Source organism: Amycolatopsis nivea (genome assembly GCF_004522235.1).
GTDB lineage: Bacteria > Actinomycetota > Actinomycetes > Mycobacteriales > Pseudonocardiaceae > Amycolatopsis > Amycolatopsis nivea.
Map to the genome: position 1 here is coordinate 334,112 of NZ_SDLT01000002.1, position 24,607 is coordinate 358,718.

The window sequence follows — 24,607 nt, forward strand, 5'->3', positions numbered from 1 at the left end:
ATCTTGGGGTGATCAGCCGAGGGGGTTTCGTGCTCATCACCACTCAAGACCTGGGAGTCACCGCGGGCGAGACAGCGCTGTTCAGCGGTCTCGACCTGGCCGTCGACGCCGGCGAATGCCTGGTCGTCCGCGGTGCCAACGGAGCGGGCAAATCAACGTTGCTGCGGTGTCTTTACGGGAATCAGGCGCCGACGTCCGGTTCCGTGTCCGTCTGCGGCGGGCCGCCGGATGAGCGGTCCGCCGCTTTCCGTCGCCGGGTTTCCGTGCTTTTCGACGATTCGGCGCTCTTCGACGAACTCACCCCGCGCCAGCATCTCGATCTGCTGCGCAATTCCTTCGGTGGCGAGCTCGCCGAAGGACCAGTTCCGGCTCCCGATGTGCCCGCGGCGGAACTCTCCGCCGGGCAACGCCGTCGGCTCCTGCTGCACGCCGCGGTCGCGCGTCCGCACGAGGTCCTGCTGCTGGACGAACCGGAACGCGCCCTGGACGCCGAGGGCCGGGCCTGGCTGTCCACCCTGGTCACCACCAGTACGCAACGCGGCGCGGCGGTCGTGGTGGCGAGCCATCACCCGCCGCTCGCGGACGAGGTCGCGGACTACGTGGTGGACCTGTGAAACGCCCGGACCTGGTCCTGGCGCTGGTCATCGCGCTCGGCCTGCTGGGATCGCCGTTCTACAACACCGAACTGGTGCGCAGCCAGCTGATCGGCGGTGCTCCGGTGGGCGCGCTCGGCAGCGTGCTCGTACTGTGCACCGGCCTCGCCCTTGCCTGGCGGGCGACGCTGCGCCGCGGGTACGTCTGGGCCCATCCGGCCACGCTGACCTGGGACGATTTCGACGGCCAGCGTCCCGCCGTGCTCACCCGACGGCTCGTACTGGACTGGGCCGCCCGGTTCGCCGTGGCGGCTTATTTCTTCGCGGTGTCCGGGATGCTCATCGGCTTTCCCAGCTCGCTGGTCGGCCCGATCGCGCTTTTCGTAGTCATCGCCGCACTGGCCTTGGCGCTGGGCCGCCGACGTTCGTTTCCCGGCGAATCCCTTCTCCCGCTCACCCTCGCGCTGCCGCTGGTCATTCCACTGTGGACCTACGTGGTCGCCGCCGGTCTCGCGACGATCGCCTTGCTCCGGTCTTCTCCCTTGCCGCACACGGCTTCTCGAGACACCCTGATCCGGCACTACACCGAGCGCATGGTGCGCCGGACATCCGCCGCCTTCCTGGACGTCTGGGCGCTTCTCCCGGCGGGCCGCCCGGTTCCGTGGCGGAATGCGCTCGCGAGCCGGTTCGTCGTCACCCGATACGTCCTCACCGGAGTCCTCGCCCGGCGCTCCGCACTCGGCCTGCCGGTCTTCTTAGCACTCGCCGTCGTCGCGACCCACGCGACCTTCCCGGCCGTCACATCGGTCTGGCTGATCGGCATCGGCGGCTACCTGGGTTTATTGCCGTTCACCGCCCCGATCGCGCAGCTGCACCGGGTACCCGGACTGCGGCGCTGGCTGGCCGCGTCCGACCTGCACCTGCACGCCGTGACCTGCGCTTTTCTCTGCGTCCTCGCCCTGCTCTGGACCGGCGTCGTCCTGCTGCTCGGCATCCCAGCGTCGATCGGCGCGCTCGCGGCGGCCCTGATCGCGGCGCTGTCCGCCGTGCGCTCGGTGACCCGCGGCCCGCTGGACTTCAGCTCGATGGGCATGGTGCTGTACGAGGGAGTCCTGATCCCCGCCGGCCTGGTACGGCAGCTGGTCCGGGGGCCGGAGCTCCTCGTGCTGGGATTAATTGCCGCGAGCTTCCTCCCGGTCTGGCCCTAGGCTCCCCGCTCATGGGGCGACGCATCATGGTCACCGGATGCTCCGGGGCCGGAAAATCCACGCTGGCCAGGCAGATCGGCGCGACGTTGGACCTTCCGGTCACCCATCTGGACCGGCTGTACTGGCGACCGGGCTGGGTCCCGGCCCCGCCGGCGGAGTTCCGCGCGGCGGTCGCCGAAGCCGCCAGCACGGACAGCTGGGTGATCGACGGCAACTACAGCAAGACCTTCGACCTGCGCCTGCCGTTCGCCGACACCGTCGTGCTGCTGGACGCGTCCCGCTACACCTGCCTGTTCCGCGCCGTGCGACGGCAGCTGCGCGAATGGGGCCAAGAAACGCAGGCCGCCGGATGCGTGTCGAAGATCGACGCCGAGCTGGTCCAGTGGATCTGGAAGTGGCCGACCCGGCGCCCGCTGATGCTGCAGCGGATCGCCGAGGGAGCCCCGACCGCGCGGCAGGTGTTGCTGCGCTCGCCGCGCGAGGTCTCCGCGTTCCTGCAGCGCCTGCGGTGATCGCCTTGCGGGACCGGGAATACAGTGCCGCGCATGAAGACGGGAACGGCCGCGGAGACCGCCGCACAACTGGAAGCCGAGCTGGAGAAGTATCCCGAGGAGCGGGGAGAGATCCTGCTCGAGGCGGCACAGGCGTGGCGTCAGGCCGGTGACGACGACCGCGCCATCGCATTGCTGACCCAGGCTGTCGCTGCGGGCGGCGAGGACGGGGGCAACGCCCGGGTAGAACTCGCCGAGGTGCTGTTCGACCTCGACCGGGCCGAGGAGGCCCAGACCTGCCTTGACGAGTTGCGGAACGAGCCACTGTCCTCACCGGTGCCGTATTACCTGGCCGCTGAGCTGCTGGAACACCGCGGCGAGCTCCAGCAGGCACTGACCTGGTTCGACCTGGCCGCAGCCCGGCTGTCCGCGCCGGAGCCGACCGGCGGGAACGCGGAGTTCGGGTTCTTCACCCACGCGAACCACATCTTGACTGCTCGCCGACGGGTGCGCCGCGCACTGGGATTGCCTCCGGACGAGCAGGACGAGTCAGTCCAGGGCCCTTCGGATGATGCCCCTGCTCCCGCCCAGCCAGCGCCGCCAGGGGAAGTGCGAGTGTTGTTCTGGCCCCGCGCCGAGATCCCCCGCGCGCACGAGGCCTGGCCGAACCTGGTCCAGCACGCCGATGCGGACACCGCCATCGCCGACCGCGAGGCCGCCAACCGGGAGCTGTCCGAGTCGGGCATCGCGCGGATCGTGCTGGTCCCGTTGACCACCGCGAAGCTCCAGGAGTTCGCGACCCGCACCGGGAGCGACCCGGCCGCCGAAGACACCCGGCTGGCCTGCATGAACGAGATCTTCGAGGAAGGCGGCGCGATCGACTGGCCACCGGCGCGCAACGAACGCTGCTGGTGCGGCTCGGGCGGGAAGTACAAGAAATGCTGCGGCCGTCCCGTAAGCATCTGACCTGCGTTTATCCCTCCTCGGGAGCAAATCGCGGCACTCGTTCGTTCACTGGATATGGCTGTCGTGTTCCTGCTCTACGTCATCGCTGAAGTCGCCGCCATCTGGGCGGTCGGCTCGGTCGTCGGTGTGCTCGGCACGATCGGTCTGCTGATCGCGGGCGCGTTCGTGGGTTCGTGGCTGGCGCGTCGCGAGGGCGGCAAGGCGATGCGCGCCTTCATGGCGACCGCGCAGTCCGGCCGCAATCCGGAGAAAGAGCTGACCGACGGCATGCTCGTCGCGCTCGGCGGCGTGCTGATCATGGTCCCCGGCTTCGTCAGCGACGTGCTGGGCCTGCTGTTCCTGCTGCCGCCCACCCGCTCGATCGCCCGGCGGTTCTGGCTGCGCCGCGCGGAGAAGCGCGCCATCCGGTACGCCAACCAGCGCCGCGGTCCGGTGATGGTGGTGGACAGCGAGGTCGTCGCGGAGGAACCGCGGCAGGCGAAGAACCACCCGGTGATCGAAGGCCGGATCGTCGAGGGCTGAACCGCGCGCCACAATGGCTCCCGTGGAGCGGCTGGAAACGACTTCCGCGGTGAGCGCCCGCATGAGCAAACAGAAGTCGCGCAACACCGGGATCGAAATGGCGTTGCGCAAGATCCTGCACGCCGCCGGGTACCGCTACCGAGTGCACCGCCGTCCGGTGAAAGGCGTCCGCCGCGAGGCTGACCTGGTGTTCGGCCCCGCGCGAGTAGCGGTTTTCGTGGACGGCTGCTTCTGGCACGGCTGCCCGGAACACGGCACGTGGCCGAAGAACAATGCCGATTATTGGCGGACCAAGATCGAAACCAACCGCCGCCGGGACGCGAATACCGACGCACTGCTGCACGAAGCGGGCTGGCTGTCGGTGCGAATCTGGGAACACGAGGCGACCGATGTCGCCGCGTCGCGGGTGATCGAGACCGTGAAGGAACGCCGACCCCATTAATGTTGGCGCCATGCCTCAACCGGGTCAGCCCACCGCCGCGGAGTTCTTCGCCGGCATCGGTCTCGTGCGCCTAGGCCTCGAACCGACCGGCTTCGACGTCGCGTGGTCCAACGACATCGAACCGGCGAAGCAGGCCATGTACGAGGCACACTTCAACGACCAGGGCGCACACGAGTACGTACTAGGCGATGTCGCCGCCCTCCGCGGCACCGATCTGCCCGCCGGCCTCAGCCTGGCCTGGGCGTCGTTCCCCTGCACAGACCTCTCGCTGGCCGGCTGGCGCCGCGGCCTGGCGGGCTCGCACTCGTCGACGTTCTGGCAATTCACCCGCATCCTCGACGAACTGGGCCAAGACCGTCCGCCGGTAGTCGCGCTGGAAAACGTAGTCGGCCTGGCAACCAGCCACGGCGGCGACGACCTCCGCGCGGCGATCGGAGAACTCAACCGCCTCGGCTACTCCGCCGATGTCCTCACCCTGGACGCCCGGCGGTTCGTCCCGCAGTCCCGGCCCAGGTTGTTCATCGTCGGCGCGCAAAACCCGCCCTCGGACTCGCCCGCGCCGTCGCCGCTCCGCCCTCCTTGGCTCGCGCTAGACCCAGCGTTGCGGACACATCGCGCCGCCTTGCCCGCACCGCCCCCGCTGCTGGTCACCGGGCTGTCCGCCGCCGTCGAACGCCTCCCGGCCGATGACGAGCGCTGGTGGACCGCACCGCGCGCTGACGCGTTCATCGGGTCGCTGTCGCCGCTCCATTTGGAGCGATTGTCGCAGCTCAAGGCAGGAAAGAAGCTGGTGTACCGGACGGCCTACCGGCGCACCCGCAACGGAAAACCAGTGTGGGAAGTCCGGCCGGACGACATCTCAGGCTGCCTGCGCACTGCCCGCGGCGGATCGTCCAAACAAGCCGTCGTACAAGCTGGCCGCGGCTCGGTGCGGGTGCGGTGGATGACGCCGCGCGAGTACGCGCGGCTGATGGGTGCGGGGAAGTACGCGCTGGATGGGCTGCGGAACAACCAGGCCCTGTTCGGCTTCGGGGACGCGGTGTGCGTGCCGGTGGTGCGGTGGTTGTCGGAGAATTACCTGATGCCGTTGGCTCGTGGGGAAATGAGCCTCGAAGCCGCGGGCTAGTCCGCCCCAGTCGGCTTGGGGATGTCGAAATACCCCGACAACCGCACCGCCGGCGCGTACTCGCCCTTGACCTTTACCTTCCCCGTCACGAACATCGCCGCCACAGCCGCGTTCCCGGTCGCCATGCGGATGAAGTCCTCAACGGCGACAGTGATCGTCGTGTCCGGGGTGCGGGCCAGGTCGGTGCTCGACACGCACAGGCCGTCCTCGATGACTGTTTGGTAGCGGTCGAAATCGTCCCCGGCGGGGAAGCGCCAGGAGACCACGACGTCCACGTGCCGGGCTCGGTCTGGGCGGAAGTGTTCGGACATCCGGCGGAAGATCTCGTCCAGGAAGACCGCGCGCAGTTCGTCGTGGTCGGCGATGCCTTTGAGCTGCTCCCGCGAAGCCGCCGCGACGACGTCGACCAACGACTGTGTGGTCAGCGAAGCGATTTCGATGCCGGCTCCGGCGGTGCCGAGCATGTGCAACGTCTCCAGGACCTGCACGAACTGCTCCGGGGTCAGTTTGCCCACCTCGAGAGAGCGGGCGAAACCGTTCACCGCGTGCTCACCGGGTGAGTGCGCGGCACGCATGCGCGAACGCCAGCGGGACACGGAGCGGCTCAGGCCGGTCGGGGCAGGTCGAAGTGGCCGACCAGCCCGGCTGCGAAGGCCAGGTCGCCCTTGACCTTCAGTTTTCCGGTCACGAACAGCACCGCGGGCGTTGCCTGGTGGGTGATGATGCGGAAGAAGTCCACGGGCGAAAGCGTAATCGTCACGCGGGCTTTCTCGCGCATTTCGCGGGACACCGTGCAGGTTCCATCGGAAAGCACCGTCTCGTAGCGGTCGTAGCCGCCCTCGCCGGTGCCGCCGGACAGCCGCCAGTGCACCACCGCGCGCAGTGACTTCGCACGGATGTGCGCTCCCATGCGCGCGAAGATCTCGTCCAGCACCCGCTCGCGCAGCGGACGTTCGGCGACCACGGCTTCCAGCTGCGCCCGCGACGCCCGCGCGACCAGCGTGGCGAACTTCGTCGGGTCGACCTTGTCCAGCGAGAACGCCGGCACTTGTTCCGACAGCCGCATCAGCGCCGCCAGCAGCCGGTTCATATCGGAGCGGCCCAGTTCGCGGGGGTCGATGGCGTCCGCGACCGCGTTGACGTCGAGCGCGCTCGCGTCGACGGCTTCGGTGCGGTCCAGCGCGTCCAGCAGCGCGACCCCGCGCAGGCCGGCCAGGTCAGAGCTGGTCGCCTCCGGGTTGTCGGCCATCTTCCACCCCTTCCGGAACTTTCCGCCGTAAGGCTACCGGTGAGTAGGTAGCGCGGCAAGCAACGCCGCCGACCTGGGGACGGGTACCGTCCGTGCCAGCGAGAGGGAGGAAACAGTCACCGTGTCCGACGAAGATCAGCGCCCACCCGAGCGAGCGAGGCGGCTCCCGAGGGCGGTCCGTGAACGCCAGATCCTGGACGCCGCGGTGCAGGTGTTCTCCCAGCACGGCTACCACTCGGCGTCGATGGACGAGATCTCCGAGGTCGCGGGCGTCTCCAAACCGATGATCTACACCTATCTCGGCTCGAAGGAAGACCTGTTCGGCAAGAGCATCCAGCGCGAGGCGACGCGCCTGCTCGAGGCCATCCAGGCAGGCGTGCAGCCCGATCTGCCGCCGGACATGCAGCTGTGGCACGGCCTGCGCTCGTTCTACCGCTTCGTCGCCGAATACCGCGAGTCCTGGACGGTGCTGCACCGCCAGGCATTGACGGTCGGCGGCGGCTTCGCGGCGGAGATCACCGCGATGCGCACGCGCGCGATCGAACTGGTCGCGGCGCTCGTGGTGGCCGCGGGCACCCGCAAGGGCCTCGGCGAGCAGACGGAGTTCTCCGGCCCCGGTTTGGCCGCGGCGCTGGTCGGCGCGGCGGAATCGCTGGCCGACTGGGCACTGGACCACCCGGAGATCTCCGACGGCGTGCTCGCGTCCTGGCTGATGAACCTGGTGTGGCTCGGGTTCAACGACCTGGTTGAGGGGCAGGTCTGGAAGCCCTCAGAGGGCTGAGATCACCCCGTCCAGGTGCGGTTTCGGCTTCCGGGCGTGCCACAGCTCGAAGGCCCACCCGTCTTCCGTCTGCCAGGTCGTGAATGCCGCGCGGCCGGGCAGCAGCACCGGCTGTTTGAACCGCACCGCGACGCTGTACGCGTCCGGCAGCCTGCCCTCGAAGGACGCCAGCGCGTGCGCCTTCGTCCACATGCCGTGTGCGATCGCCTTCGGGAAGCCGAACAGGCGCGCGGTCAGCGGGTGCAGGTGGATCGGGTTGCGGTCGCCGGAAACCTCGGCGTAGCGGCGGCCGATGTCGCCCGGGACGTGCCACAGTGCGGACGGTTTCGGGGGCGTCAGCTGGGTGCGCGGACCCGACGAACCCGAGCCCGAGCCGGTGCGGCGGAGATAAGTCGACACCTCGCTCCACACGGTGTCCGCGCCCGAGTGGACCTCGCTCACCATGTCGAACTGGCTGCCTTTTTCGTGCGGGCGCAGGTTTTCCGCGCGCACGCTCACCCGGAACGTCTCGCCCAGCAGCAACGGACGGTGCTGGGTGATCCGGTTCTCGACGTGCACCAAACCCAGCAGGGGGAACGGGAACCCCGGCTCGGTCATCAACGCCATCTGCAGTCCGAAGACCAGCATGTGCGGATACGTCGCGGGCAGCTCGTCCGAGAAGCGGAATCCGCAGACTTCGTTGTAGGCCGCGACGTGTGCCGGGTCTACGACGACCTCGGGGCGCACCAACTCCGTATTGGGCAGGGTCGAGCCGCCGCCTCGGCGCAGCAGGGCTTTCGGGTACAGCGTCGCCAGGCTGGGCGCGCTCGTCACTTCACGAACAGCCATCCCTCACGCCCCCAGCAGCGCCTGGCCGCACACGCGGACCAGGTTCCCGTTGACCGCGGCCGACGCCGGGTTGGCGTACCAGGCAATGGTTTCCGCGACGTCCACCGGGAGCCCGCCCTGGCCGAGGCTCGACAGCCGCCGTCCGGCCTCGCGGATGAACAGCGGTACCGCGGCGGTCATCTTGGTCTCGATGAACCCGGGCGCGACCGCGTTGATCGTGCCGCCGTACTCCGCGAGCTGCGGCGCGCCGACGTTCACCATCCCGATCACGCCCGCCTTCGACGTCGCGTAGTTCGTCTGGCCGACGTTGCCCGCGATGCCCGCGATGGACGAAACCCCGATGACGCGGCCGTTTTCGCGCAGGATCTTGTCGCCGAGCAGCTTGTCGTTCACCGCGAGCTGCGCGGCGAGGTTCACCGCGATGACCGAATCCCAGCCGCCCTCGGTCATGTTGCCGAGAGTCTTGTCGCGGGTGATGCCGGCGTTGTGCACCACGACATCCACCCCGCCGTGGCGCGAAGTCAGGTACTCGGCGAGCTTGGCTGGCGCGTCCGCGGCGGTGATGTCCAACTGCAGCGCCGAACCGCCGATCCGATTGGCCACAGTGGACAGATCGCCGCCCTGCGCGGGGATGTCCAGCGCGACCACATGCGCACCGTCGCGGGCGAGCGTTTCGGCGATCGCCTCGCCGATGCCCCGCGACGCACCGGTCACCAGCGCGACCTTGCCGTCCAGCGGCTTTTCCCAGTTCTCCGGCGTCGGCGCGGTCTTGGCGTGCGTGCCGACGCGGATGACCTGGCCGTCCACGAACGCCGACTTCGCCGACAGCAGGAACCGCAGCGTCGACTCGGCCGCGTCCTCCGCCCCTTCGGCGACGTACACCAGTTGCGCCGTCGCGCCGCGCTTGAGCTCCTTGCCGACCGAGCGGACGAAACCCTCCAGCGCGCGCTGCGCGATCCGCTCGCGGCCCTCGGCCAGCTCCGGCGGCGTGCCGAGCACGACCACCCGGCCGGATGAACCGACCTTGCGGATCACCGGGTGGAAGAACCGGTAGACCTCACGCAGCTGGCCCGGGTCCTTCACACCGGTGGCGTCGAACACCAGCGCCGCGTTCCGGTCGGCGGGCGCGCTGATCACCTCGATGCCCGCCTCGGTGAGCTGCGCCCGGACGGTCTTCTCCAGCCGTCCGCCCGGCGCGGCCCCGAGAAGTGCGGGACCCTCAAGAGCGGGTTGGCCGGGACGGTACCGGCGCAACGTCGCGGGGTTGGGCAGGCCGAGCTTCGGCACCACGAACTTCCCCAGCGGGGTCTTCGTGAACTGCTGGTACCTGTCCGCCATCACGTGCCTCCCGTGCAGTCTGCGTCACGTCGCAGTCTAACCTACTCGCTAGTAGGTTACAGTGTGAAAGGCACGACTCCAGAGAGGTGGACGGCATGGCGACCAGGAAAACCCCGGCGGTGCGCAAGGTCGCGATCGTCGGCGGGAACCGGATCCCCTTCGCGCGGTCGAACGGCCCGTACTCCCGGGCCTCGAACCAGGACATGTTCACCGCCGCGCTGGACGGTCTGGTCAGCCGGTTTTCGCTGCAGGGCGAGGTGATCGGCGAGGTCGCCGCCGGTGCGGTGCTCAAGCACTCCAAGGACTTCAACCTCGCCCGCGAAAGCGTCCTCGGCAGCAAGCTCTCGCCCGCGACGGCGGCATCGGACGTCCAGATGGCGTGCGGCACCGGATTGCAGGCAGTCATCAACGTCGCCCACAAGATCGCGCTCGGGGAGATCGATTCGGCGATCGCGGGTGGCGTCGACACCACGAGTGACGCCCCGCTGGCGGTCAACGCCAACCTGCGCCAGATCCTCGTGCAGCTCAACGCGGCGAAGACGCTCGCCGACCGGCTCAAGCTGGTCGCGAAGATCCGCCCTGGCCACATCGTGCCGGAGATCCCGCGCAACGCCGAACCGCGCACCGGACTGTCGATGGGGGAGCACGCCGCCCTCACCGCGCAGGTCTGGGACATCACCCGCGAGGCGCAGGACGAACTGGCCGCGACCAGCCACCGCAACCTCGCCGCCGCCTACGACCGCGGCTTCTTCGACGACCTGGTCACGCCGTACCTCAAGCTCGCCCGCGACCAGAACCTCCGCCCGGACTCCTCAGTCGAAAAGCTCGCCAAGCTCAAGCCGGTCTACGGCGGCCCGGACGGCACGATGACCGCGGGCAACTCGACCCCGCTCACCGACGGCGCGTCGACCGTCCTGCTCGCGACCGAGCAGTGGGCGAAGGCGCACAAACTGCCGGTGCTGGCGTACCTGACGTTCAGCCAGACCGCGGCTGTCGACTACGTGCACGGCGACGAGGGCCTGCTCATGGCCCCCGCGTACGCGGTGCCGCGGATGCTCGAGCGCGCCGGATTGACGTTGCAGGACTTCGACTTCTACGAGATCCACGAGGCGTTCGCGTCTCAGGTGCTCGCCACGCTCAAGGCGTGGGAGGACCCGGCGTTCGCCAAGGAGAAGCTCGGCCTCGACGCGCCGCTCGGCTCGATCGACCGCACCAAGCTGAACGTGAACGGCTCCTCGCTCGCGGCCGGGCACCCGTTCGCCGCGACCGGCGGCCGGATCGTCGCGACGCTCGCGAAACTGCTGAACGAGAAGGGTTCCGGGCGCGGCCTGATCTCCATTTGCGCGGCGGGCGGCCAGGGCGTCACCGCGATTCTGGAGAAGTAAGCACGCCGACAAGGCCGCCGCCCGGAAACCCGGGTGGCGGCCTTGTTCGCGCACTCAGTCGGTAAGCGACTTCTCCGCGCGCTTGGCCAGCTTGTCGGCGCGCTTGCCCGCCTTCTTCGCCGCGCGCCGGGCCCGCCAGCCCAGCGACGGCTTGCCCGCGGTGTCGCTCGCGGCCAGCAGCAGCCCGCCGGCCAGCGACGCGTTCTTGAAGAACTGGATCTGCTGGGCCTGCTTCTCGCCCGGATCGGACAGCTGCCAGAACCGGTGCGCGGCCAGCGTCGTCGGCACCAGCGAGCCGAGCAGCGCCACGGCCGCCAGCCGCGGGGCCTTGCCGCTCGCCAGCGCGAGCCCGGCCCCGATCTTGACCGCCGCGTCGATCCGCACCAGCGTGGCGGGATCGCGCGGGACCTGGTCCGGAACCAGGCCCTCGACCTTGTCGAAGGTCTCGGTGAGGAACGGTTCGGCCGCCTTCGCGTGGCCTTGGGTGTCACGCAGGGCACCGATGCCGCCCAACACGAAGATCGACGCGAGCAGTGGACGTGCCACCCGGCGCAGTATCACGGTCTCGCCTCTCTGATCTGGAATCCCTGGAGATGAACCTACAACCGGGATTGCCCGCCACGCTCCCCGCCGAACCGAGCTAGCGATACCTAGGCGAATATTGCTTTTATTCTAGATTCCCCTAGACAGTTCTAGCGGACTTCGTGCTTGACCTTGCCGCTACGTCAACCTCTACCGTCGAAGCCGTGGTCAGGACGGAATGGTCGATCCAGGACATCGCCCGGTCCGCGGGCACGACGAGCCGGACCCTGCGGCATTACGACGCCGTCGGGCTCCTGCCGCCGACGCGGATCGGCAGCAACGGCTACCGCTACTACGACGAGGACTCGCTCGTCCGGTTGCAGCGGATCCTGCTGCTGCGCGAACTGGGACTGGGTCTGCCCGCGATCGCCGAGGTGCTCGACGGCCAACGCGACGGCGCCGCGGCCCTCGAAACGCACCTGGCGCTGCTGGAGAAGGAGCGGCAGCGGATCGGGCGGCAGATCGAGTCCGTGCGGACCACGCTCCGGAAACTGAAGGGAGGTGAACAACTCATGGCAGAGGAAATGTTCGACGGGTTCGACCACACCCAGTACAAGGAAGAGGTCACCCAGCGCTGGGGCGCCGACGCCTACCGCAAGGGCGACCAGTGGTGGCGGTCGCTCTCCGAGGACGAGAAGAAGGCTTTCCAGCAGGAACAGCTGGACATCTCGGCCGCGTTCGGAGCCGCCCGCGAGGACGGCTATGACGCTGGATCGGACGAGACGCAGGCTGTCACCGCACGGCTGCACGCCTGGTTGCTGCCCGCCGCGGGGACCGTCTCGAAGTGCTACTTCGCCGGTCTCGGGCAGATGTATGTCGACGACCCGCGGTACGGCTCGTACGACGAGAAGCACGGCCCCGGCACGGCCGAGTACATCCGCGACGCGATGAAGATCTACGCGGAGCGGAACCTGACGGACTAACGCTCCGTCAGAAGGTGCGCTGGGGGTAAGGATGGACGGGGCTGCAGACCCGGCCATCCTTCGGCGACACGCACTAGCGGTATATGGCGGAATATCGGTCCAGCGCTAGATACCTCGATACGGTGACAGAGTGGACCCCATCCGCAACCCCTTCGCGCCCGGCGCCGGGCAGCGGCCGCCCGAGCTGGCAGGCCGGGAAAGGGAGCTGAAGGCGTTCGAGGTCGTCCTCGAACGCGTCGCTCGCGGACGGCCGGAGCGCAGTCTCGTGCTGACCGGCCTGCGCGGGGTCGGCAAAACGGTGCTGCTGGGGGAGCTGCGGTCGATGGCCGTCCGGCACCGGTGGGGTGCGGGCAAGATCGAAGCGCGGCCGGACGCGGAACTGCGGCGTCCCTTGTCGGCGGCGTTGCACCGGGCGATCCGCGACCTCGCCGTGCGGCATCGCGCGCCGGACCGGGTCGAGGAAGTGCTCGGGGTGCTGAAGGCGTTCGCGCTCAAGGCGAACAAGCCGGACGCGAAGCTGCGCGACCGCTGGCAGCCCGGCATCGACGTGCCCGCCGCGCAGGGCCGGGCCGATTCCGGCGACATCGAAATCGACCTGGTCGAGCTGTTCACCGACGTCGCCGAGCTGGCCGCGGACGTCGGCACCGGCGTCGCCCTGCTGATCGACGAGATCCAGGATCTGCAGCCGGACGACGTCTCGGCGCTGTGCGCGGCTTGCCACGAGCTGTCGCAGTCCGGCGCGCCGCTGGTCGTGGTCGGGGCGGGGTTGCCGCACGTGCCCGCGGTGCTGTCGGCGTCGAAGTCGTACTCCGAGCGGCTCTTCCGTTACTCGCGCATCGACCGGCTCAGCCGCGAGGACGCCGACTACGCGGTGATGGCTCCGATCGAACGCGAGGACGCCGGGATCGAACCGGAGGCGCTCGACGCGCTGTTCGACGCGTCCGGCGGGTATCCGTATTTCATCCAGGCCTACGGCAAGGCCGCCTGGGACGCCGCGCCCGCCGACCCGATCACGGTCAAGGACGTGCAGGTCGCCGCGCCCGAGGCGGAGTCGGAGCTGGCGGTCGGGTTCTTCGGGTCGCGCTACGAACGCGCGACGCCCGCCGAACGCGAGTACCTGCTCGCGATGGCCGAGCTGACCCAAGGCCGCGACGAGGCCGCCGGCACCGCCGATGTGGCGGTTTACCTGGGGCGCAAGCCGTCGTCGTTGTCGCCGGCGCGCGACAGTCTCATGAAGAAAGGCCTGGTCTACTCCGCCGAACGCGGGCAGATCGCCTTCACCGTGCCGCACTTCGGGCACTACCTGCTCGGCCGCGACTGAGCGGATCTTCCCTGCGCTACCGGTCTATGCGACCGCCTAGCTGGTTCTAGCGATTTTGCTAGATATCCGTAGAAGAAGTTAGCGCGTTAGCGGTTTGTGACCGCCAACACGAGATCTGTCCGGTGGAGTCCAGGTGGCTGCCGATGATTATTCGGCAAGTGCCCCATGTCACCGTAGATTCGTTGGCTTCCTTGTGAAAAAAGGTGCATACTAGAGACACAGCCACCGAAGACCTCTGAAGGGGATGCAGAAGACAATGAGCAACATCGCCGCCAAGCTCCGTGCCCGTCGCGCCGAGGCTCGCACTCGCCGGGCGCTGAACCGGGCGATCGACACCGCGGCCACCTCGACGGTCCGCCAGGAGCTCATCGCCCTCGCCCAGGCGCGTCAGCCGTTCATGCGCTGACCTGCACGGATAACCTGTTGGTGGGTCACTCACGCGAGTGATCTAGACCACAGCGAATCCTGGGTGTAACGCCGCGGAGAGCCGCGTCGATACCCACTACGACCCCGTGATGCTGGCGGACCCCCGACCTGGCAGCATCACGGGGTTTCCATATGTCTGGACCATTTCGGCCGCTCGCCCACCACCGGGGGAATTCCCTTGCCCCGAGCGGGCGGCGGGGCGATGCTTGACTCAGTCAACGATCGAGTCAAGGTGGTCCCCGTGCCGGATTCCGTCCTCACCGAACGCGTTGCCACGGTTCGCGCATTCAACCGGCTCTACACCGGCGTGATCGGTGTCCTCGACGAGGGACCCGCCGACGCCGAATACTCGCTGAGCGAAGCGCGGGTGCTGTTCGAACTCGCCCAACAGGACCGGCTCCAGGTCAGTGATCTGCGCAAACGGCTGTCCCTCGACGGCGGCTACGCGAGCAGGCTGCTCGGCAGGCTGGAAACCCGCGGTCTCGTCACCCGGGAACGCTGCGCGGACGACGCGCGCCGCCAGCTCGTCGCGCTCACCGAGGAGGGCCGCGCCGCTTTCGCCGATCTCGACCACCGTTCGGCCAGCCAGATCGGCAGCCTGCTCGACCAGTTCGCGGACGCCGACCAGCGCCGTCTGCTCCGCGCGATGGGGACCATCACCGCACTCGTCGGCGAATCGGCGCCGGAACCGACGGTCACCCTGCGCGCGCCACGCCCGGGCGACCTCGGCTGGGTGGTGCACCGGCACGGTGCGTTGTACGCCGAGGAGTACGGCCTCGACGAACGCTTCGAAGCTCTCGTCGCGCGCGTGATCGCCGACTTCGCCGACCACCGCGACGACCCGCGCCAAGCCGGCTGGATCGCCGAACTCGACGGAGAACGAGTCGGCAGTATTTTCTGCACCCCCGGCGACGAGGAAGGCACCGCGAAGCTCCGGCTGCTCCTGCTGGAACCGGCCGCGCGCGGACACGGTGTCGGCAAACGGCTGGTGCGGGAATGCGTCGAATTCGCCAGCGCGCAGGGGTATCGGTCGATGGAGCTGTGGACCCTGTCGCTGCTCGCCGCCGCGCGCGGGATCTACCGCAGTGCCGGGTTCGAACTCGTCGGCGAGGAAGAGACGGACGCGTTCGGGCCGTTGGTGACCGGCGAGACCTGGCGGCGGGAGTTATAGATGTTCGTCTTGTACTGCGCCGTGTGCGATCGCCGGACGTTGCTGGGCGTCGACGAGGTCGACTGGGTCGAGAACCTGACGCGCGGCGTGATCTCGGTGTCCGGCCACTGCCCGCTGGGACACGACGCGGTCATCCTGACCGGCGACGCGTTCACCCCGCACGCGGACCCGAGGTGTTTCGGGCCCGCGCCGCGAGTGTGGACGAAACCGGTGCACCGCCTGCGCGGCTGGCTGCGCACGAGGTTCCAGATGAGCCGCGACCTGCCGGGCCCGTTCTATCGCTTCTGACGCCCCATCAAGTAAAACTCCGGATTCGGCTTGAGCGCGGTCAGATGCGCGAGCCGGTTGGACATCGCGAACAACGCGGTGATCGCGCCGACGTCCCAGATCTCGTCCTCGGTCAGTCCCGCCTCGCGGGCCGCCTCCAGATCGCCCTCGCCGAACAACGCGGACTCGTGGGACAACGCCAACGCGAGATCGAGGATCGCCCGGCCGCGCTCGTCGAGTTCGACCTGCCACGGATTCGCCGCGACCTGGTCGGAGAGTTCGGGGTCCTTGGCGCGGATCCGCAGGATCGCTCCGTGCGCGACGATGCAGTAGGTGCAGTGGTTCGCGCCGGAGGTGGCTACGACGACGAGCTCGCGTTCGGCCTTGGTGAGTCCGCCTTCGCGTTCCATGAGCGCGTCGTGGTAGTCGAGGAAGGCCCGCAGCTCGGCCGGACGGTGGCCTAGGGCGCGGAAGATGTTCGGCGTGAAGCCGGATTTCTCCGCGATGGCGCCGATGCGCTCGCGGAGATCGTCGGGAAGGTCTTCGAGTTCCGTCACGGGGAACCGGCTCACGGGGTTGGTCATGCCGCCCACGCTAACCCGCGCGGTTCGCGTACGGGAGGGGGTCGGATGCGCCCCGTTCACCCGGAAGGGGTTTGCTTACCCCGTGAACTGGACCGCGTACGTGGACGGTTACTGCGAGCGCACCGCGCCCGGACTCTGGGGAGAGCCGCTCAACGACCTGGCCAACCTGGCCTTTCTCGTGGCCGCCGGGATGGTCTGGTGGCGGGCCGACGGGCAGCGCGCCGGGCGGGTGCTCGCTGCGCTGATCGGGTTGATCTTCGTTGCCAGCAGCGTGTTCCACCTCGTCGCCACGCGGTGGGGAGCGGTCGCCGACTCCGCGGCCATCCTGGTCTTCACCTTGTTCTACGCCGCGGCCTTTCCCCGGGTGTTCTTGCGGGCGAAAGCCAAGTGGTCCTGGCTCGGGGCACCGGCGTTCCTGGCCGTCACCGGTGCGTCGGCGGCACTCGGCGGCGGGTTGTATCTGCCCGCACTGGCAGGGCTCGCTGGGTTCGCGATCGCGTTGGCGGTAAAGCGCGAGCCGTACTGGCTGCACTTCACGATGGCCGCCGCGGTGTTCGCGTTGTCGTTGTCCTTCCGGACTGTCGACGGAGTGATCTGCGGAGACTTCCCGGCGGGCACGCATTTCCTGTGGCATTTGCTCAACGCGGTCGTCCTGTACGTCGTCGCGAAGGCGATGATCGGCAAAACAGAAGAGGCCTCCGCGCCGGAAACCGACGCGGAGGCCTCTGTCTAAAAAGGACTCAGTGCGCGCCGATCGGGCGCAGGTCCTTGTCGTGTTCGTCGGCGTGGTAGTCCTCGGGCGCGGTTTCGTCGTTGCCCGGGCTCCACTTCAGGGCCCGTGCGATGACCGAGACCACCGCGGCCACCACGATGTTCGCGATCAGGGCCACGAAACCGGGGTAGATCTGAACCACGGCGAGTGCGGTGCCGCTGAACGGGTGCCAGCCGAAGATCGACAGGTTGCCCATGGCCAGCGCGGAACCGCCGAAGTGGAGTTTTCCGTTGGTGGGGTTGGGGATTCCGTACAGCATAATCAGGCCCCAGCCCATGCCGACGATCCAGCCGGCGATGAGGCCCGCCTTGTGGAACCAGCGCGTGTACAGGGCGATCGCCACCGCGGGCAGGGTCTGCAGGATCAGCACGCCGCCGATCAGCTGCAGGTCGATCGAGAACTGCGGGTCGATCAGGATGATCACCAGCACCGCACCCAGCTTGACCACCAGCGACGCCAGTTTGGCCTGCTTCGCCTCCTGCTTCGGCGTCGCGTCCTTGCGGATGTACTCCTTGTAGATGTTGCGCGTCCACAGGTTCGCCGCGGCGATCGACATGATCGCGGCGGGGACCAGTGCGCCGATGCCGATCGCGGCGAAGGCGATGCCCGCGAACCAGTTCGCGAACTGCGAGTCGAACAGCAGCGGGACGATCGTGTTGCCGTCCGGCTTTCCGGTGGCGGCGTTCGTCAGCGGCTTGACGCCCGCCGAGATCGCGACGTAGCCCAGCAGCGCGAGCAGGCCCAGCACGAACGAGTAGGCAGGCAGCGCCACCATGTTCCGCTTGATCACGTTGCGGCCGCGCGAGGCGAGCACGCTCGTGAGCGAGTGCGGGTACAGGAACAGCGCGAGTGCCGAACCCAGCGCCAGCGTCGCGTACTGCAGCTGGTTGCTCGAGGTCAGCAGGATCGAACCGGACGGCTTGCCCGTCTTCGGATTCGGCTTGGCGAGCGTTTCCTTGGCGGTGTTGAAAATGTGGTCCCAGCCGCCGAGCTTCGAGGGCAGGTAGATGACCGCCACGATGATCACGATGTAGATCAGGATGTCCTTGACGAACGCGATCAGCGCGGGGGCCCGCAGGCCGGACTGATACGTGTAGAGCGCCAGGATCACGAACGCGATCAGCAGCGGCAGGTGCCCGACGATGCCGGAACCGTTGATGCCCATCGTGCGCAGCACGGCTTCCAGGCCGACCAGCTGCAACGCGATGTACGGCATGGTCGCGACGATGCCGGTGATCGCGACCAGCAGCGCCAGCGTCGGCGAACCGAAGCGGCCGCGGACGAAGTCGGCGGGGGTCACGTAGCCGCGCGAACGGCTGACCGACCACATGCGCAGCGCGGGCAGCAGGACGATCGGGTAGACGACGATCGTGTAGGGCAGCGCGTACAGGCCGAGCGCGCCGGCGCTGAACACGAGCGCGGGCACGGCGACGAAGGTGTACGCGGTGTAGAGGTCGCCGCCCAGCAGGAACCAGGTGATCCACGAACCGAACTTGCGGCCGCCGAGGCCCCATTCGTCGAGATGGTCGAGGCCGCCGCCGGCCTTCCACCGCGAGGCGACGAAGCCGAGCACGGTGACGACGACGAACAGGAACGCGAAGACGATGAGTTCGACCCACTGGATGTTGCTCATCGGGCGTCCCCCTCGTCCAGGTCGTCAACGCTCAGCTCGTCCCGGCCGCCGCCCCGCGGCTTGTTCTTGGTGGCCAGGTAGACGATGCCGGTGCACAGCACGCCCAGCACCACGAACGCCAGCTGGAACCAGTAAAAGAACGGAAGGCCGAACAGCCGCGGCCCGTCGAAGTTGAACAGCGGCGTGACCAGGATCAGCAACGGGATCAGCAACAGCAGGTTCCAGGCACTGAACTGGAACCCGCGCACCCGACCGCCCGGTTTGGCAGTGGACATCGAACCTCACCTAACACTCACGTGACACGCGACCGCCTGACCCTAGACCCCGGTCATCCCGCCGTCATACGAGTTCGATATCGATTCGATCAGCACTACGAACACGTTCCAGGGTGTGGACAACCTCGGGGACAACCCGCTTCCGCGCGGCCCCTTCGAGCCGTTCACTACCCCTATCGGCGGGACCAGGCCGCCCCGAATGCCCCAAGAGCTTGTGCCGGACGGCGGTTGTCCACGGGGCTCGGCAGCTTGTGCACAGAGTTATCCACAGGCAGTGGACAACTCTGTGGCTAAACTGAACGGCATGGTCCGCGTGCCCCTCACCGACGAAGAACGCTCCCGCGGCGAGCGGCTCGGCCTGGTGCTGCGCGCCGCCCGGGCCGGACGCAGCATGGTCGACGTGGCCGCGGAAGCGGGCATTTCGGTCGAAACCCTGCGCAAGATCGAGACCGGACGGATCCCGACGCCCGCGTTCTTCACCGTCGCCGCGATCGCTGACGCGGTGGGGATGCCGCTGGACCGGGTGCGCGTCGCGTGCGAGGGCGACGCGGCGGCGTTTTCGCAGGCCAGCTGAGGTTTTCCGGGCTAATCGGGCACTACTGCGGGACGGTTGAGCGGGCACCCGTGGGCTGAGGGATTCCCCTGTGGACAAGTCCGGTAGCTCAGCTGACCGGCGACTCTTCGCGTAGCGCCACCGCGGCGCGGACGAGTGCGGCCACCTCGGGGGAGCGGCTGTTCGGCGGCCAGCCGATCACCGTGGTGACGTCCGGGGCGTCGACGACCGGGACCGCGACGTGTTCCGGCCACTGCCAAGCCCGGCTCGACGCGGGGATTACCAGCAGTGTCCGGCCGAGCGCGACGAGCTGGGCGAGCGTCGACTGGGTGCGCACCTCCGGGCCGGGGCCGTCCGGGTAGCTGCCGTCGAGGCGAGGCCATCGGGCGATCGGCAGGTCCGGCACGTCGCTGACCTCGGCCAGGGTCAGGGTTTCCCGCGCGGCGAGCGGATGGGCGGCCGGCAGGATCGCGACCTGGCCCTCGACCTGGAGATCCTCGGTGTCGAAGCCGGCGAGGTCGTCGTACGGGCGGTGCATGATCGCCACGTCCGCCGAACCGTCGCGCAGCAGTCCGGCTTGCTCGCCGACCTCGCACAACAGGATCTCGACCGGCGGACCCGCGGCCAACAGCCGCTGCAGGAGGTCGTGCGACGCTCCGGCTTTGGTCGCCAGCACCAGCGGATGATTCCCGGCTCGACGCGTGCGGCGGGCAGCGGCCGCGACGGCGGCGAGGGCCAGCCGGGATTCGCGCAGCAGGACCCGGCCTGCCTCGGTCAGCGCGACGCCGCGGCGGTTGCGTTCGAGGAGTTGCACGCCGAGCCGTCGCTCCAGCTGGGCGATCGCGCGCGAGAGCGGCGGTTGAGCGATCCCGAGCCGTTCGGCGGCGCGGCCGAAGTGCAGTTCTTCGGCGACCGCGGCGAAGTAGCGGAGTTCGCGGGTCTCGAGGTCGTCCACCAGCGCCAGCGTAATACCCCGCGGGTATCACAGCGGACTCACTTGATCTTGGACGCGACCGGAACCCGCGCCGACCATGGACGGAGTGAACGACACGAAGACCGCGCTGGTCACCGGCGCGAACAAGGGAATCGGCCTCGCCATCGCGCACGGCCTCGGCTCGATCGGCTTCACCGTCGCCGTGGGTGCGCGGGACGAAAACAACCGCGAGCAGGCCGTCAAAGAACTGCGCGGCGCGGGCATCGACGCGTTCGGGGTCGCGCTCGACGTCACGTCCGAGGACAGCGTCGCCGCCGCGGCCAAGTCCATCGAACGGCTCGACGTCCTGGTCAACAACGCCGGCATCAGCGGCCTGTTCGACGGCGGCGCCCAGGATCCGACGACACTCGACCTCGACGTCCTCCGCACGGTCCTCGACACGAACGTCTTCGGCGTCGTCCGGGTCACGAACGCGATGCTGCCGCTGCTGCGCCGCGCCGAGTCGCCGCGCATCGTCAACCTGTCCAGCAACATGGGTTCGCTGAAGCTGCGGACCGGCCCCATCCTCGCCGCTTACGCGCCGTCGAAGACGATGCTCAACAGCATCACCGTGCAGTACGCCCGCGCGCTCGCCGACACGAACGTCATCATCAACGCCGCGTGTCCCGGTTACGTAGCAACGGATTTCAACGGCTACGCCGGAACCAGGACCCCCGAGCAGGGCGCGGCGATCGCGGTCAAACTCGCGACTCTGCCGGACGACGGGCCGCGCGGCGGGTTCTTCGACGACGCCGGGGAGGTCCCCTGGTGACGCCTCAGCCGCGCAGGTCGGCGAGGACCCGTTCCCGGTCGTTGAGGTAGCGGCAGTCGCGGACCGGCAGTTCGAACGAGTTCAGCAGCTTCTCGAAGTCCGCGTACTCGTCCGGGTTGAGCTGGATGCCGGTCACCTCGAAGTGCGCGGCCAGGGTGTCGGCCAGTTCCTCCCATTCGCCGGACCACTGCAGGTCGCGGTAGTGCTCGAGGTCTTCGGCAGGCATCCGGTCGGCGAGCAGGCGCAGGACGCTGTCGACGAAGTAGCTGATCCGGTTGCCCGCGCGGTCGTCGACGGTCGGGTTCGCCGGGTCTCGCGCGGCGTCCGCGTTCCGGACGACGCCGGGGCCCGGCAGCGGGTAGCTGGTGTGCACGTTCCCGTCGCCGTTGACCAGGACGACCACGCGCACGCCGTAGCGTTCGCCGACGCAGCGCCAGCGGCCGTTGTACTGCTGCCGCCGGGGTTCGCCCGGATCGTTGGCGACGTCCTTGACCACCGCGATGATCTGCTCGTCGCTCCAGCCGGGCGGGAACTCGCACGTCGCCCTGCGTCCGATGCCGGAAGCGTGTCCACCGCCCACGTTCGGCTCCTCTCGTCGGCACGGAGCCTAACCCGGACTACGCCGTTCAGCCGAGTTGTGCCAGCACCAGGATTCCGATGGCCAGCAGGTCCGGACCGCGGAACAGTTGCCGCATAAGGTTTGCCGGCATCGGGCCAGCGGGGGTGTCGACGAAACCCGCGCTGCTGTAGTCGACCGGTTGCCGCGTGACGGTGCGCAACACCGACAGCACCGCCAGGGCGACGGTCACCCACGAGAGCGGCGAAAACGCGGTGCCCAAAGCCAAAAGCGCCACTGAGAGCAGAGCGCACCAGATCAGGGCGACCACCGTCAGCGCGACGCCGTGGGCGATCACCAGCTCCTGCGAAGACGAGCCCAGCCACCGTCGCCGACCCGGATTCCGCCACAGCACGCCGAGACCAGCCCCGAAAGGAGTAAACGCGACGTACGCGCCGATGCCGATGAGCACCGGTCCCGGCAGAGTGGGAACAGCAACATGTCCGACGGCTACCGCGAAAGCCACTAACAAGACCGCGCCCGCGTACCGGGAACGGCCGACGATCCCGACCCACGCGAGCCGGAACGCGGTGGGCGGGCGCAGCGACCACGAACCGGCGGACGCGGACTCCGGCAGCATCATCATCGGGTCGAGGAACGTCACCGCCATCGCGCGCAGGACCCGCGCGTTCCAGCCGTCCAGCAGCACCGCGCGACCGGCGCCGCTGACCGCTTTGCCGCCAAAAGCCAGCAACAGCCCGCACAACGCGAGCGCCGCGCCGACGTACTGCACCGCCATCGCGTCGAGCCTCGCCGCGGCGATGACGACGCCGGCCACCGCGAGCAGCAGCGGTCCAGCGGCTTCGAAAATGAACGCGGTGCGCCGCGCTGTGGTGAACGCGAGGATCGTGCCGCCCGCGACGAGGGCTGCGGCGGCCCGCCACCAGTCGGCCGAACTGCCGCCGACCGCCAGCATCAGCGCGGCGAGATATCCGATCACCACCACGAATCCGGTGAGCACACCGGCCAGCCGGGTCGCCACGACGCGGCGACGGTCCACCTCGGCGAAGTCCATCCAGGTCAGCTCGGCCGGTTCGGCCCAGACGAACCCGCGGCGCAACAGGCTTCGCCAGCCCACCGCGGCACACAACGCGACCAGGCCGAGCACCGCCGAGTAGTCCACTGCGGACGGTCCAAAAAGGACTCGATGCCAGGCGTCGGTACGGAAGAAGGCGGTGAACAGGAAGCCGACCCCGAAGATCAGCACGAACGTAGGACTGTCACCGCTGAAAATGCCGCCGAACCGCTTGCGGCCGGGCACACGCAACCGGGTCACCACAGTTCGAGCACGCTGTCTGCCGTGTCCAGCAACGGTTGATGGTGTGTGGCAACGACAACTGCCGCGCCCGCCGCGGTGGAGCGGCCGATCAGTTTGACCAGCCATTCCTTGCCCGCCGTGTCGAGCGCGCGTTCCGGCTCGTCCAGCAACAGCACCCGATGCGGCCGCGCGGTGACGCCGAGCAGCAGCAACCGGCGACGCTGTCCGGCCGAGAAATGCCCCGCGGTGACGCGGGCGCGTTCAGCGAGCCCCGCGTCCGCGAGCAGTTCGTCGTAATCGCCGAGGTCTTCGCCGAACGAGCCGGAGAGCAGTTCCAGGTGCTGCATCGGAGTCAGTTCGGCGAAGAAATCCGAATCGTCGAAGAGCACGGAAACCTTGCGACGGAAGGAAACACTGCGTTCGTCCGGTTTGGCTCCGTCGATCAGCACCCGGCCCCGCTGCGGTTCCTGCATCCCGTACAGACACCGCATCAAGGTGGATTTCCCGACGCCGTTAGGCCCGACGAGCACCGCGCATTCGCCTGGGTCGACGGAGAAATCGAGATCCTCCAGCAACCACAGGTCACCGGCCTTCACGCCGAGCCCGCGCGCGTCCACTATCGGCGACACAGCAGCTCCACCACCGGGGCCAGCACTTCGAGATTCGGCTCGAGGACGGTGAAATAGCTGAAACCGAACCGAGCGCGATGCGCGACCAGCTGCTCGGCGATTTCCTCGACGCTGCCGACCAGGACAGTGGGCACTTCAGCCAGCTCGTCCAGCGTGAGCGTGTCGCTGAGGCGCGCATGGATTTCCCGCAGCGCGCTTTCGCGATCATCAGTGATCTGGACGAATTGCACGAGCAGGTTGAATTCCGCGTCGCGGCCGGCGAGCCGCTCAGTGACAAATCGCGTGCGTTCTTCCACCGCGTCCGCCGTCGCCAGCATCAGCGGCGCACCGTCGCGCACCTTTGCCATGCCGCTGAAGGCAATCGTCGCCGCGTGTTCGGCGGCGAGCGAAAGCAACCGGTCGCCGCGGCCGCCGATCATCAACGGGGGACCACCGGACTGCACGGGTTTCGGCGCGTATTCCGGATCCGCGTACAGCCGCGCGAGTTCCTTGATCGCGAGTTCGAGGTGATCGACCCGGGCGCCCGCACTGGGAAACGGCATTCCGGCCGCTTCGAACTCCGCTTTGACATAACCGGCGCCGAGGCCGAGTTCGAGCCGTCCGGACACGAATTGGTCGGTGCCCGCGACCTCGCGCGCGAGCAGCACCGGGTTGTAGAACGGCGCGTTGAGCACGAAAGTGTTGAGCCGCACCCGTTCGGTGACCGAACCGGCCAGCACGAGCGCGGGAAACGGCGGCGCGATGCCGAGGTGGTCGGCCACGCTCAGCACGTCGTAGCCGAGTTCCTCGACCCGGCGGCATTTCGCGACCCACTCGTCACGCGGGCCCGGCCGCACCAGGTTCACGCCGAACCGGAAAGTCTTCTCCCCAACAGAGGCCATGCGGCCCACGCTACCGTTTCCCGGCAACGAAGAAGGGGACGT

The 24,607-nt window shown here is 68.6% G+C and carries 30 protein-coding genes; 17 read left to right on the forward strand and 13 right to left on the reverse strand.

The window, feature by feature from the left end:
* Positions 1-29: 29 nt before the first annotated feature.
* Genes EIZ44_RS03740 through EIZ44_RS03770 form a run of 7 tightly spaced genes read left to right on the forward strand, consistent with a single transcriptional unit; the run spans position 30 to position 5,348 of the window.
* On the forward strand, positions 30-614 hold the full coding sequence (locus tag EIZ44_RS03740) for an ABC transporter ATP-binding protein (protein ID WP_240691215.1): 585 nt from the start codon (positions 30-32) through the stop codon (positions 612-614).
* The gene (locus EIZ44_RS03745) at positions 611-1,801 is read left to right on the forward strand and encodes a hypothetical protein (RefSeq protein WP_134727730.1); all 1,191 of its coding nucleotides are present in this window, start codon (positions 611-613) and stop codon (positions 1,799-1,801) included. The genes EIZ44_RS03740 and EIZ44_RS03745 overlap by 4 nt, the downstream gene beginning before the upstream one ends.
* Positions 1,802-1,812: 11 nt before the next feature.
* Positions 1,813-2,313, forward strand: coding sequence for a P-loop NTPase family protein (locus EIZ44_RS03750; RefSeq protein WP_134727731.1), 501 nt, complete (start codon positions 1,813-1,815; stop codon positions 2,311-2,313).
* Between the two features lie 33 nt (positions 2,314-2,346).
* Complete coding sequence (locus EIZ44_RS03755) at positions 2,347-3,258, forward strand: SEC-C metal-binding domain-containing protein (protein WP_134727732.1); 912 nt, start codon at positions 2,347-2,349, stop codon at positions 3,256-3,258.
* 54 nt (positions 3,259-3,312) lie between these two features.
* Positions 3,313-3,780, forward strand: coding sequence for an FxsA family protein (locus EIZ44_RS03760; RefSeq protein WP_037808993.1), 468 nt, complete (start codon positions 3,313-3,315; stop codon positions 3,778-3,780).
* Positions 3,781-3,793: 13 nt separating this feature from the next.
* On the forward strand, positions 3,794-4,222 hold the full coding sequence (locus EIZ44_RS03765) for a very short patch repair endonuclease (protein WP_107050910.1): 429 nt from the start codon (positions 3,794-3,796) through the stop codon (positions 4,220-4,222).
* Positions 4,223-4,232: 10 nt separating this feature from the next.
* The gene (locus tag EIZ44_RS03770; RefSeq protein ID WP_134727733.1) at positions 4,233-5,348 is read left to right on the forward strand and encodes a DNA cytosine methyltransferase; all 1,116 of its coding nucleotides are present in this window, start codon (positions 4,233-4,235) and stop codon (positions 5,346-5,348) included.
* Here EIZ44_RS03770 and EIZ44_RS03775 read toward each other — a convergent pair.
* Together EIZ44_RS03775 and EIZ44_RS03780 are read right to left on the reverse strand one after the other, a co-directional pair.
* On the reverse strand, positions 5,345-5,923 hold the full coding sequence (locus EIZ44_RS03775) for an SCP2 sterol-binding domain-containing protein (protein WP_205673037.1): 579 nt from the start codon (positions 5,921-5,923) through the stop codon (positions 5,345-5,347). The two genes, EIZ44_RS03770 and EIZ44_RS03775, sit on opposite strands and share 4 nt — an antisense overlap.
* A 29-nt stretch (positions 5,924-5,952) precedes the next feature.
* Positions 5,953-6,597, reverse strand: coding sequence for an SCP2 sterol-binding domain-containing protein (locus EIZ44_RS03780; protein WP_037808997.1), 645 nt, complete (start codon positions 6,595-6,597; stop codon positions 5,953-5,955).
* A gap of 121 nt (positions 6,598-6,718) precedes the next feature.
* On the opposite strand from EIZ44_RS03780, the gene EIZ44_RS03785 reads away from it, so the two are divergent.
* Complete coding sequence (locus tag EIZ44_RS03785) at positions 6,719-7,378, forward strand: TetR/AcrR family transcriptional regulator (RefSeq protein WP_037808998.1); 660 nt, start codon at positions 6,719-6,721, stop codon at positions 7,376-7,378.
* Here the strand turns inward: EIZ44_RS03785 and EIZ44_RS03790 are convergent.
* Together EIZ44_RS03790 and EIZ44_RS03795 are read right to left on the reverse strand one after the other, a co-directional pair.
* Positions 7,367-8,206: a MaoC/PaaZ C-terminal domain-containing protein gene (locus tag EIZ44_RS03790; protein WP_134727734.1), complete on the reverse strand. Its 840-nt coding sequence runs from the start codon at positions 8,204-8,206 to the stop codon at positions 7,367-7,369. The two genes, EIZ44_RS03785 and EIZ44_RS03790, sit on opposite strands and share 12 nt — an antisense overlap.
* A 3-nt stretch (positions 8,207-8,209) precedes the next feature.
* Complete coding sequence (locus tag EIZ44_RS03795; RefSeq protein ID WP_037809002.1) at positions 8,210-9,544, reverse strand: 3-oxoacyl-ACP reductase; 1,335 nt, start codon at positions 9,542-9,544, stop codon at positions 8,210-8,212.
* Between the two features lie 95 nt (positions 9,545-9,639).
* Between EIZ44_RS03795 and EIZ44_RS03800 the strand changes: the two genes are divergently transcribed.
* Entirely contained in the window at positions 9,640-10,929 is a 1,290-nt protein-coding gene (locus EIZ44_RS03800; RefSeq protein ID WP_037809004.1) for an acetyl-CoA C-acetyltransferase, read from the forward strand.
* 54 nt (positions 10,930-10,983) lie between these two features.
* On the opposite strand, the gene EIZ44_RS03805 is transcribed toward EIZ44_RS03800, so the two are convergent.
* Positions 10,984-11,490 carry a DoxX family protein gene (locus EIZ44_RS03805; protein WP_009085133.1) on the reverse strand — a complete coding sequence of 169 codons (507 nt, stop codon included), beginning with the start codon at positions 11,488-11,490 and terminating at the stop codon, positions 10,984-10,986.
* 185 nt (positions 11,491-11,675) lie between these two features.
* Here EIZ44_RS03805 and EIZ44_RS03810 point away from each other — a divergent pair, with 185 nt between their 5' ends.
* The 5 genes from EIZ44_RS03810 to EIZ44_RS03825 all read left to right on the forward strand — a co-directional run bounded on the left by EIZ44_RS03810 (position 11,676) and on the right by EIZ44_RS03825 (position 15,640).
* Positions 11,676-12,434 (forward strand): MerR family transcriptional regulator, encoded by a 759-nt coding sequence (locus EIZ44_RS03810; protein WP_037809006.1) that lies wholly within the window; start codon positions 11,676-11,678, stop codon positions 12,432-12,434.
* Positions 12,435-12,564: 130 nt separating this feature from the next.
* The gene (locus EIZ44_RS03815) at positions 12,565-13,755 is read left to right on the forward strand and encodes an ATP-binding protein (protein WP_037809009.1); all 1,191 of its coding nucleotides are present in this window, start codon (positions 12,565-12,567) and stop codon (positions 13,753-13,755) included.
* A 256-nt stretch (positions 13,756-14,011) separates the two neighbouring features.
* On the forward strand, positions 14,012-14,161 hold the full coding sequence (locus tag EIZ44_RS44575) for a hypothetical protein (RefSeq protein ID WP_162836041.1): 150 nt from the start codon (positions 14,012-14,014) through the stop codon (positions 14,159-14,161).
* A gap of 222 nt (positions 14,162-14,383) precedes the next feature.
* On the forward strand, positions 14,384-15,352 hold the full coding sequence (locus tag EIZ44_RS03820; RefSeq protein WP_134727735.1) for a bifunctional helix-turn-helix transcriptional regulator/GNAT family N-acetyltransferase: 969 nt from the start codon (positions 14,384-14,386) through the stop codon (positions 15,350-15,352).
* The gene (locus EIZ44_RS03825) at positions 15,353-15,640 is read left to right on the forward strand and encodes a hypothetical protein (protein ID WP_043831679.1); all 288 of its coding nucleotides are present in this window, start codon (positions 15,353-15,355) and stop codon (positions 15,638-15,640) included.
* Here EIZ44_RS03825 and EIZ44_RS03830 read toward each other — a convergent pair.
* On the reverse strand, positions 15,628-16,203 hold the full coding sequence (locus EIZ44_RS03830; protein WP_037809430.1) for a peroxidase-related enzyme: 576 nt from the start codon (positions 16,201-16,203) through the stop codon (positions 15,628-15,630). The two genes, EIZ44_RS03825 and EIZ44_RS03830, sit on opposite strands and share 13 nt — an antisense overlap.
* Before the next feature lie 82 nt (positions 16,204-16,285).
* On the opposite strand from EIZ44_RS03830, the gene EIZ44_RS03835 reads away from it, so the two are divergent.
* Entirely contained in the window at positions 16,286-16,936 is a 651-nt protein-coding gene (locus tag EIZ44_RS03835; RefSeq protein ID WP_134664239.1) for a hypothetical protein, read from the forward strand.
* 7 nt (positions 16,937-16,943) lie between these two features.
* Here the strand turns inward: EIZ44_RS03835 and mctP are convergent, their stop codons facing one another.
* Together mctP and EIZ44_RS03845 are read right to left on the reverse strand one after the other, a co-directional pair.
* Positions 16,944-18,608: a monocarboxylate uptake permease MctP gene (mctP, locus tag EIZ44_RS03840; RefSeq protein WP_037809015.1), complete on the reverse strand. Its 1,665-nt coding sequence runs from the start codon at positions 18,606-18,608 to the stop codon at positions 16,944-16,946.
* Positions 18,605-18,883, reverse strand: a complete 279-nt coding sequence (locus EIZ44_RS03845; protein WP_043831686.1) for a DUF3311 domain-containing protein — start codon at positions 18,881-18,883, stop codon at positions 18,605-18,607. The genes mctP and EIZ44_RS03845 overlap by 4 nt, the downstream gene beginning before the upstream one ends.
* Positions 18,884-19,187: 304 nt before the next feature.
* On the opposite strand from EIZ44_RS03845, the gene EIZ44_RS03850 reads away from it, so the two are divergent.
* Positions 19,188-19,457, forward strand: a complete 270-nt coding sequence (locus EIZ44_RS03850; RefSeq protein ID WP_037809018.1) for a helix-turn-helix domain-containing protein — start codon at positions 19,188-19,190, stop codon at positions 19,455-19,457.
* Between the two features lie 88 nt (positions 19,458-19,545).
* On the opposite strand, the gene EIZ44_RS03855 is transcribed toward EIZ44_RS03850, so the two are convergent.
* The gene (locus EIZ44_RS03855) at positions 19,546-20,391 is read right to left on the reverse strand and encodes a LysR family transcriptional regulator (RefSeq protein WP_037809019.1); all 846 of its coding nucleotides are present in this window, start codon (positions 20,389-20,391) and stop codon (positions 19,546-19,548) included.
* Between the two features lie 76 nt (positions 20,392-20,467).
* On the opposite strand from EIZ44_RS03855, the gene EIZ44_RS03860 reads away from it, so the two are divergent.
* Positions 20,468-21,181, forward strand: a complete 714-nt coding sequence (locus tag EIZ44_RS03860; RefSeq protein WP_134727736.1) for an SDR family oxidoreductase — start codon at positions 20,468-20,470, stop codon at positions 21,179-21,181.
* A 4-nt stretch (positions 21,182-21,185) separates the two neighbouring features.
* Here EIZ44_RS03860 and EIZ44_RS03865 read toward each other — a convergent pair whose 3' ends face one another.
* The 4 genes from EIZ44_RS03865 to EIZ44_RS03880 are packed head-to-tail and all read right to left on the reverse strand — an operon-like array spanning position 21,186 to position 24,565.
* The gene (locus tag EIZ44_RS03865; protein ID WP_037809021.1) at positions 21,186-21,761 is read right to left on the reverse strand and encodes an EndoU domain-containing protein; all 576 of its coding nucleotides are present in this window, start codon (positions 21,759-21,761) and stop codon (positions 21,186-21,188) included.
* Positions 21,762-21,807: 46 nt separating this feature from the next.
* Complete coding sequence (locus EIZ44_RS03870; RefSeq protein ID WP_134727737.1) at positions 21,808-23,076, reverse strand: DUF6297 family protein; 1,269 nt, start codon at positions 23,074-23,076, stop codon at positions 21,808-21,810.
* A complete protein-coding gene (locus EIZ44_RS03875; RefSeq protein WP_134727768.1) occupies positions 23,070-23,675 on the reverse strand; it encodes an ATP-binding cassette domain-containing protein in 606 nt (201 codons plus the stop codon). The genes EIZ44_RS03870 and EIZ44_RS03875 overlap by 7 nt, the downstream gene beginning before the upstream one ends.
* Positions 23,672-24,565, reverse strand: coding sequence for a TIGR03621 family F420-dependent LLM class oxidoreductase (locus EIZ44_RS03880; RefSeq protein WP_134727738.1), 894 nt, complete (start codon positions 24,563-24,565; stop codon positions 23,672-23,674). Before EIZ44_RS03880 ends, EIZ44_RS03875 begins: the two co-directional genes overlap by 4 nt.
* Positions 24,566-24,607: the final 42 nt, after the last annotated feature.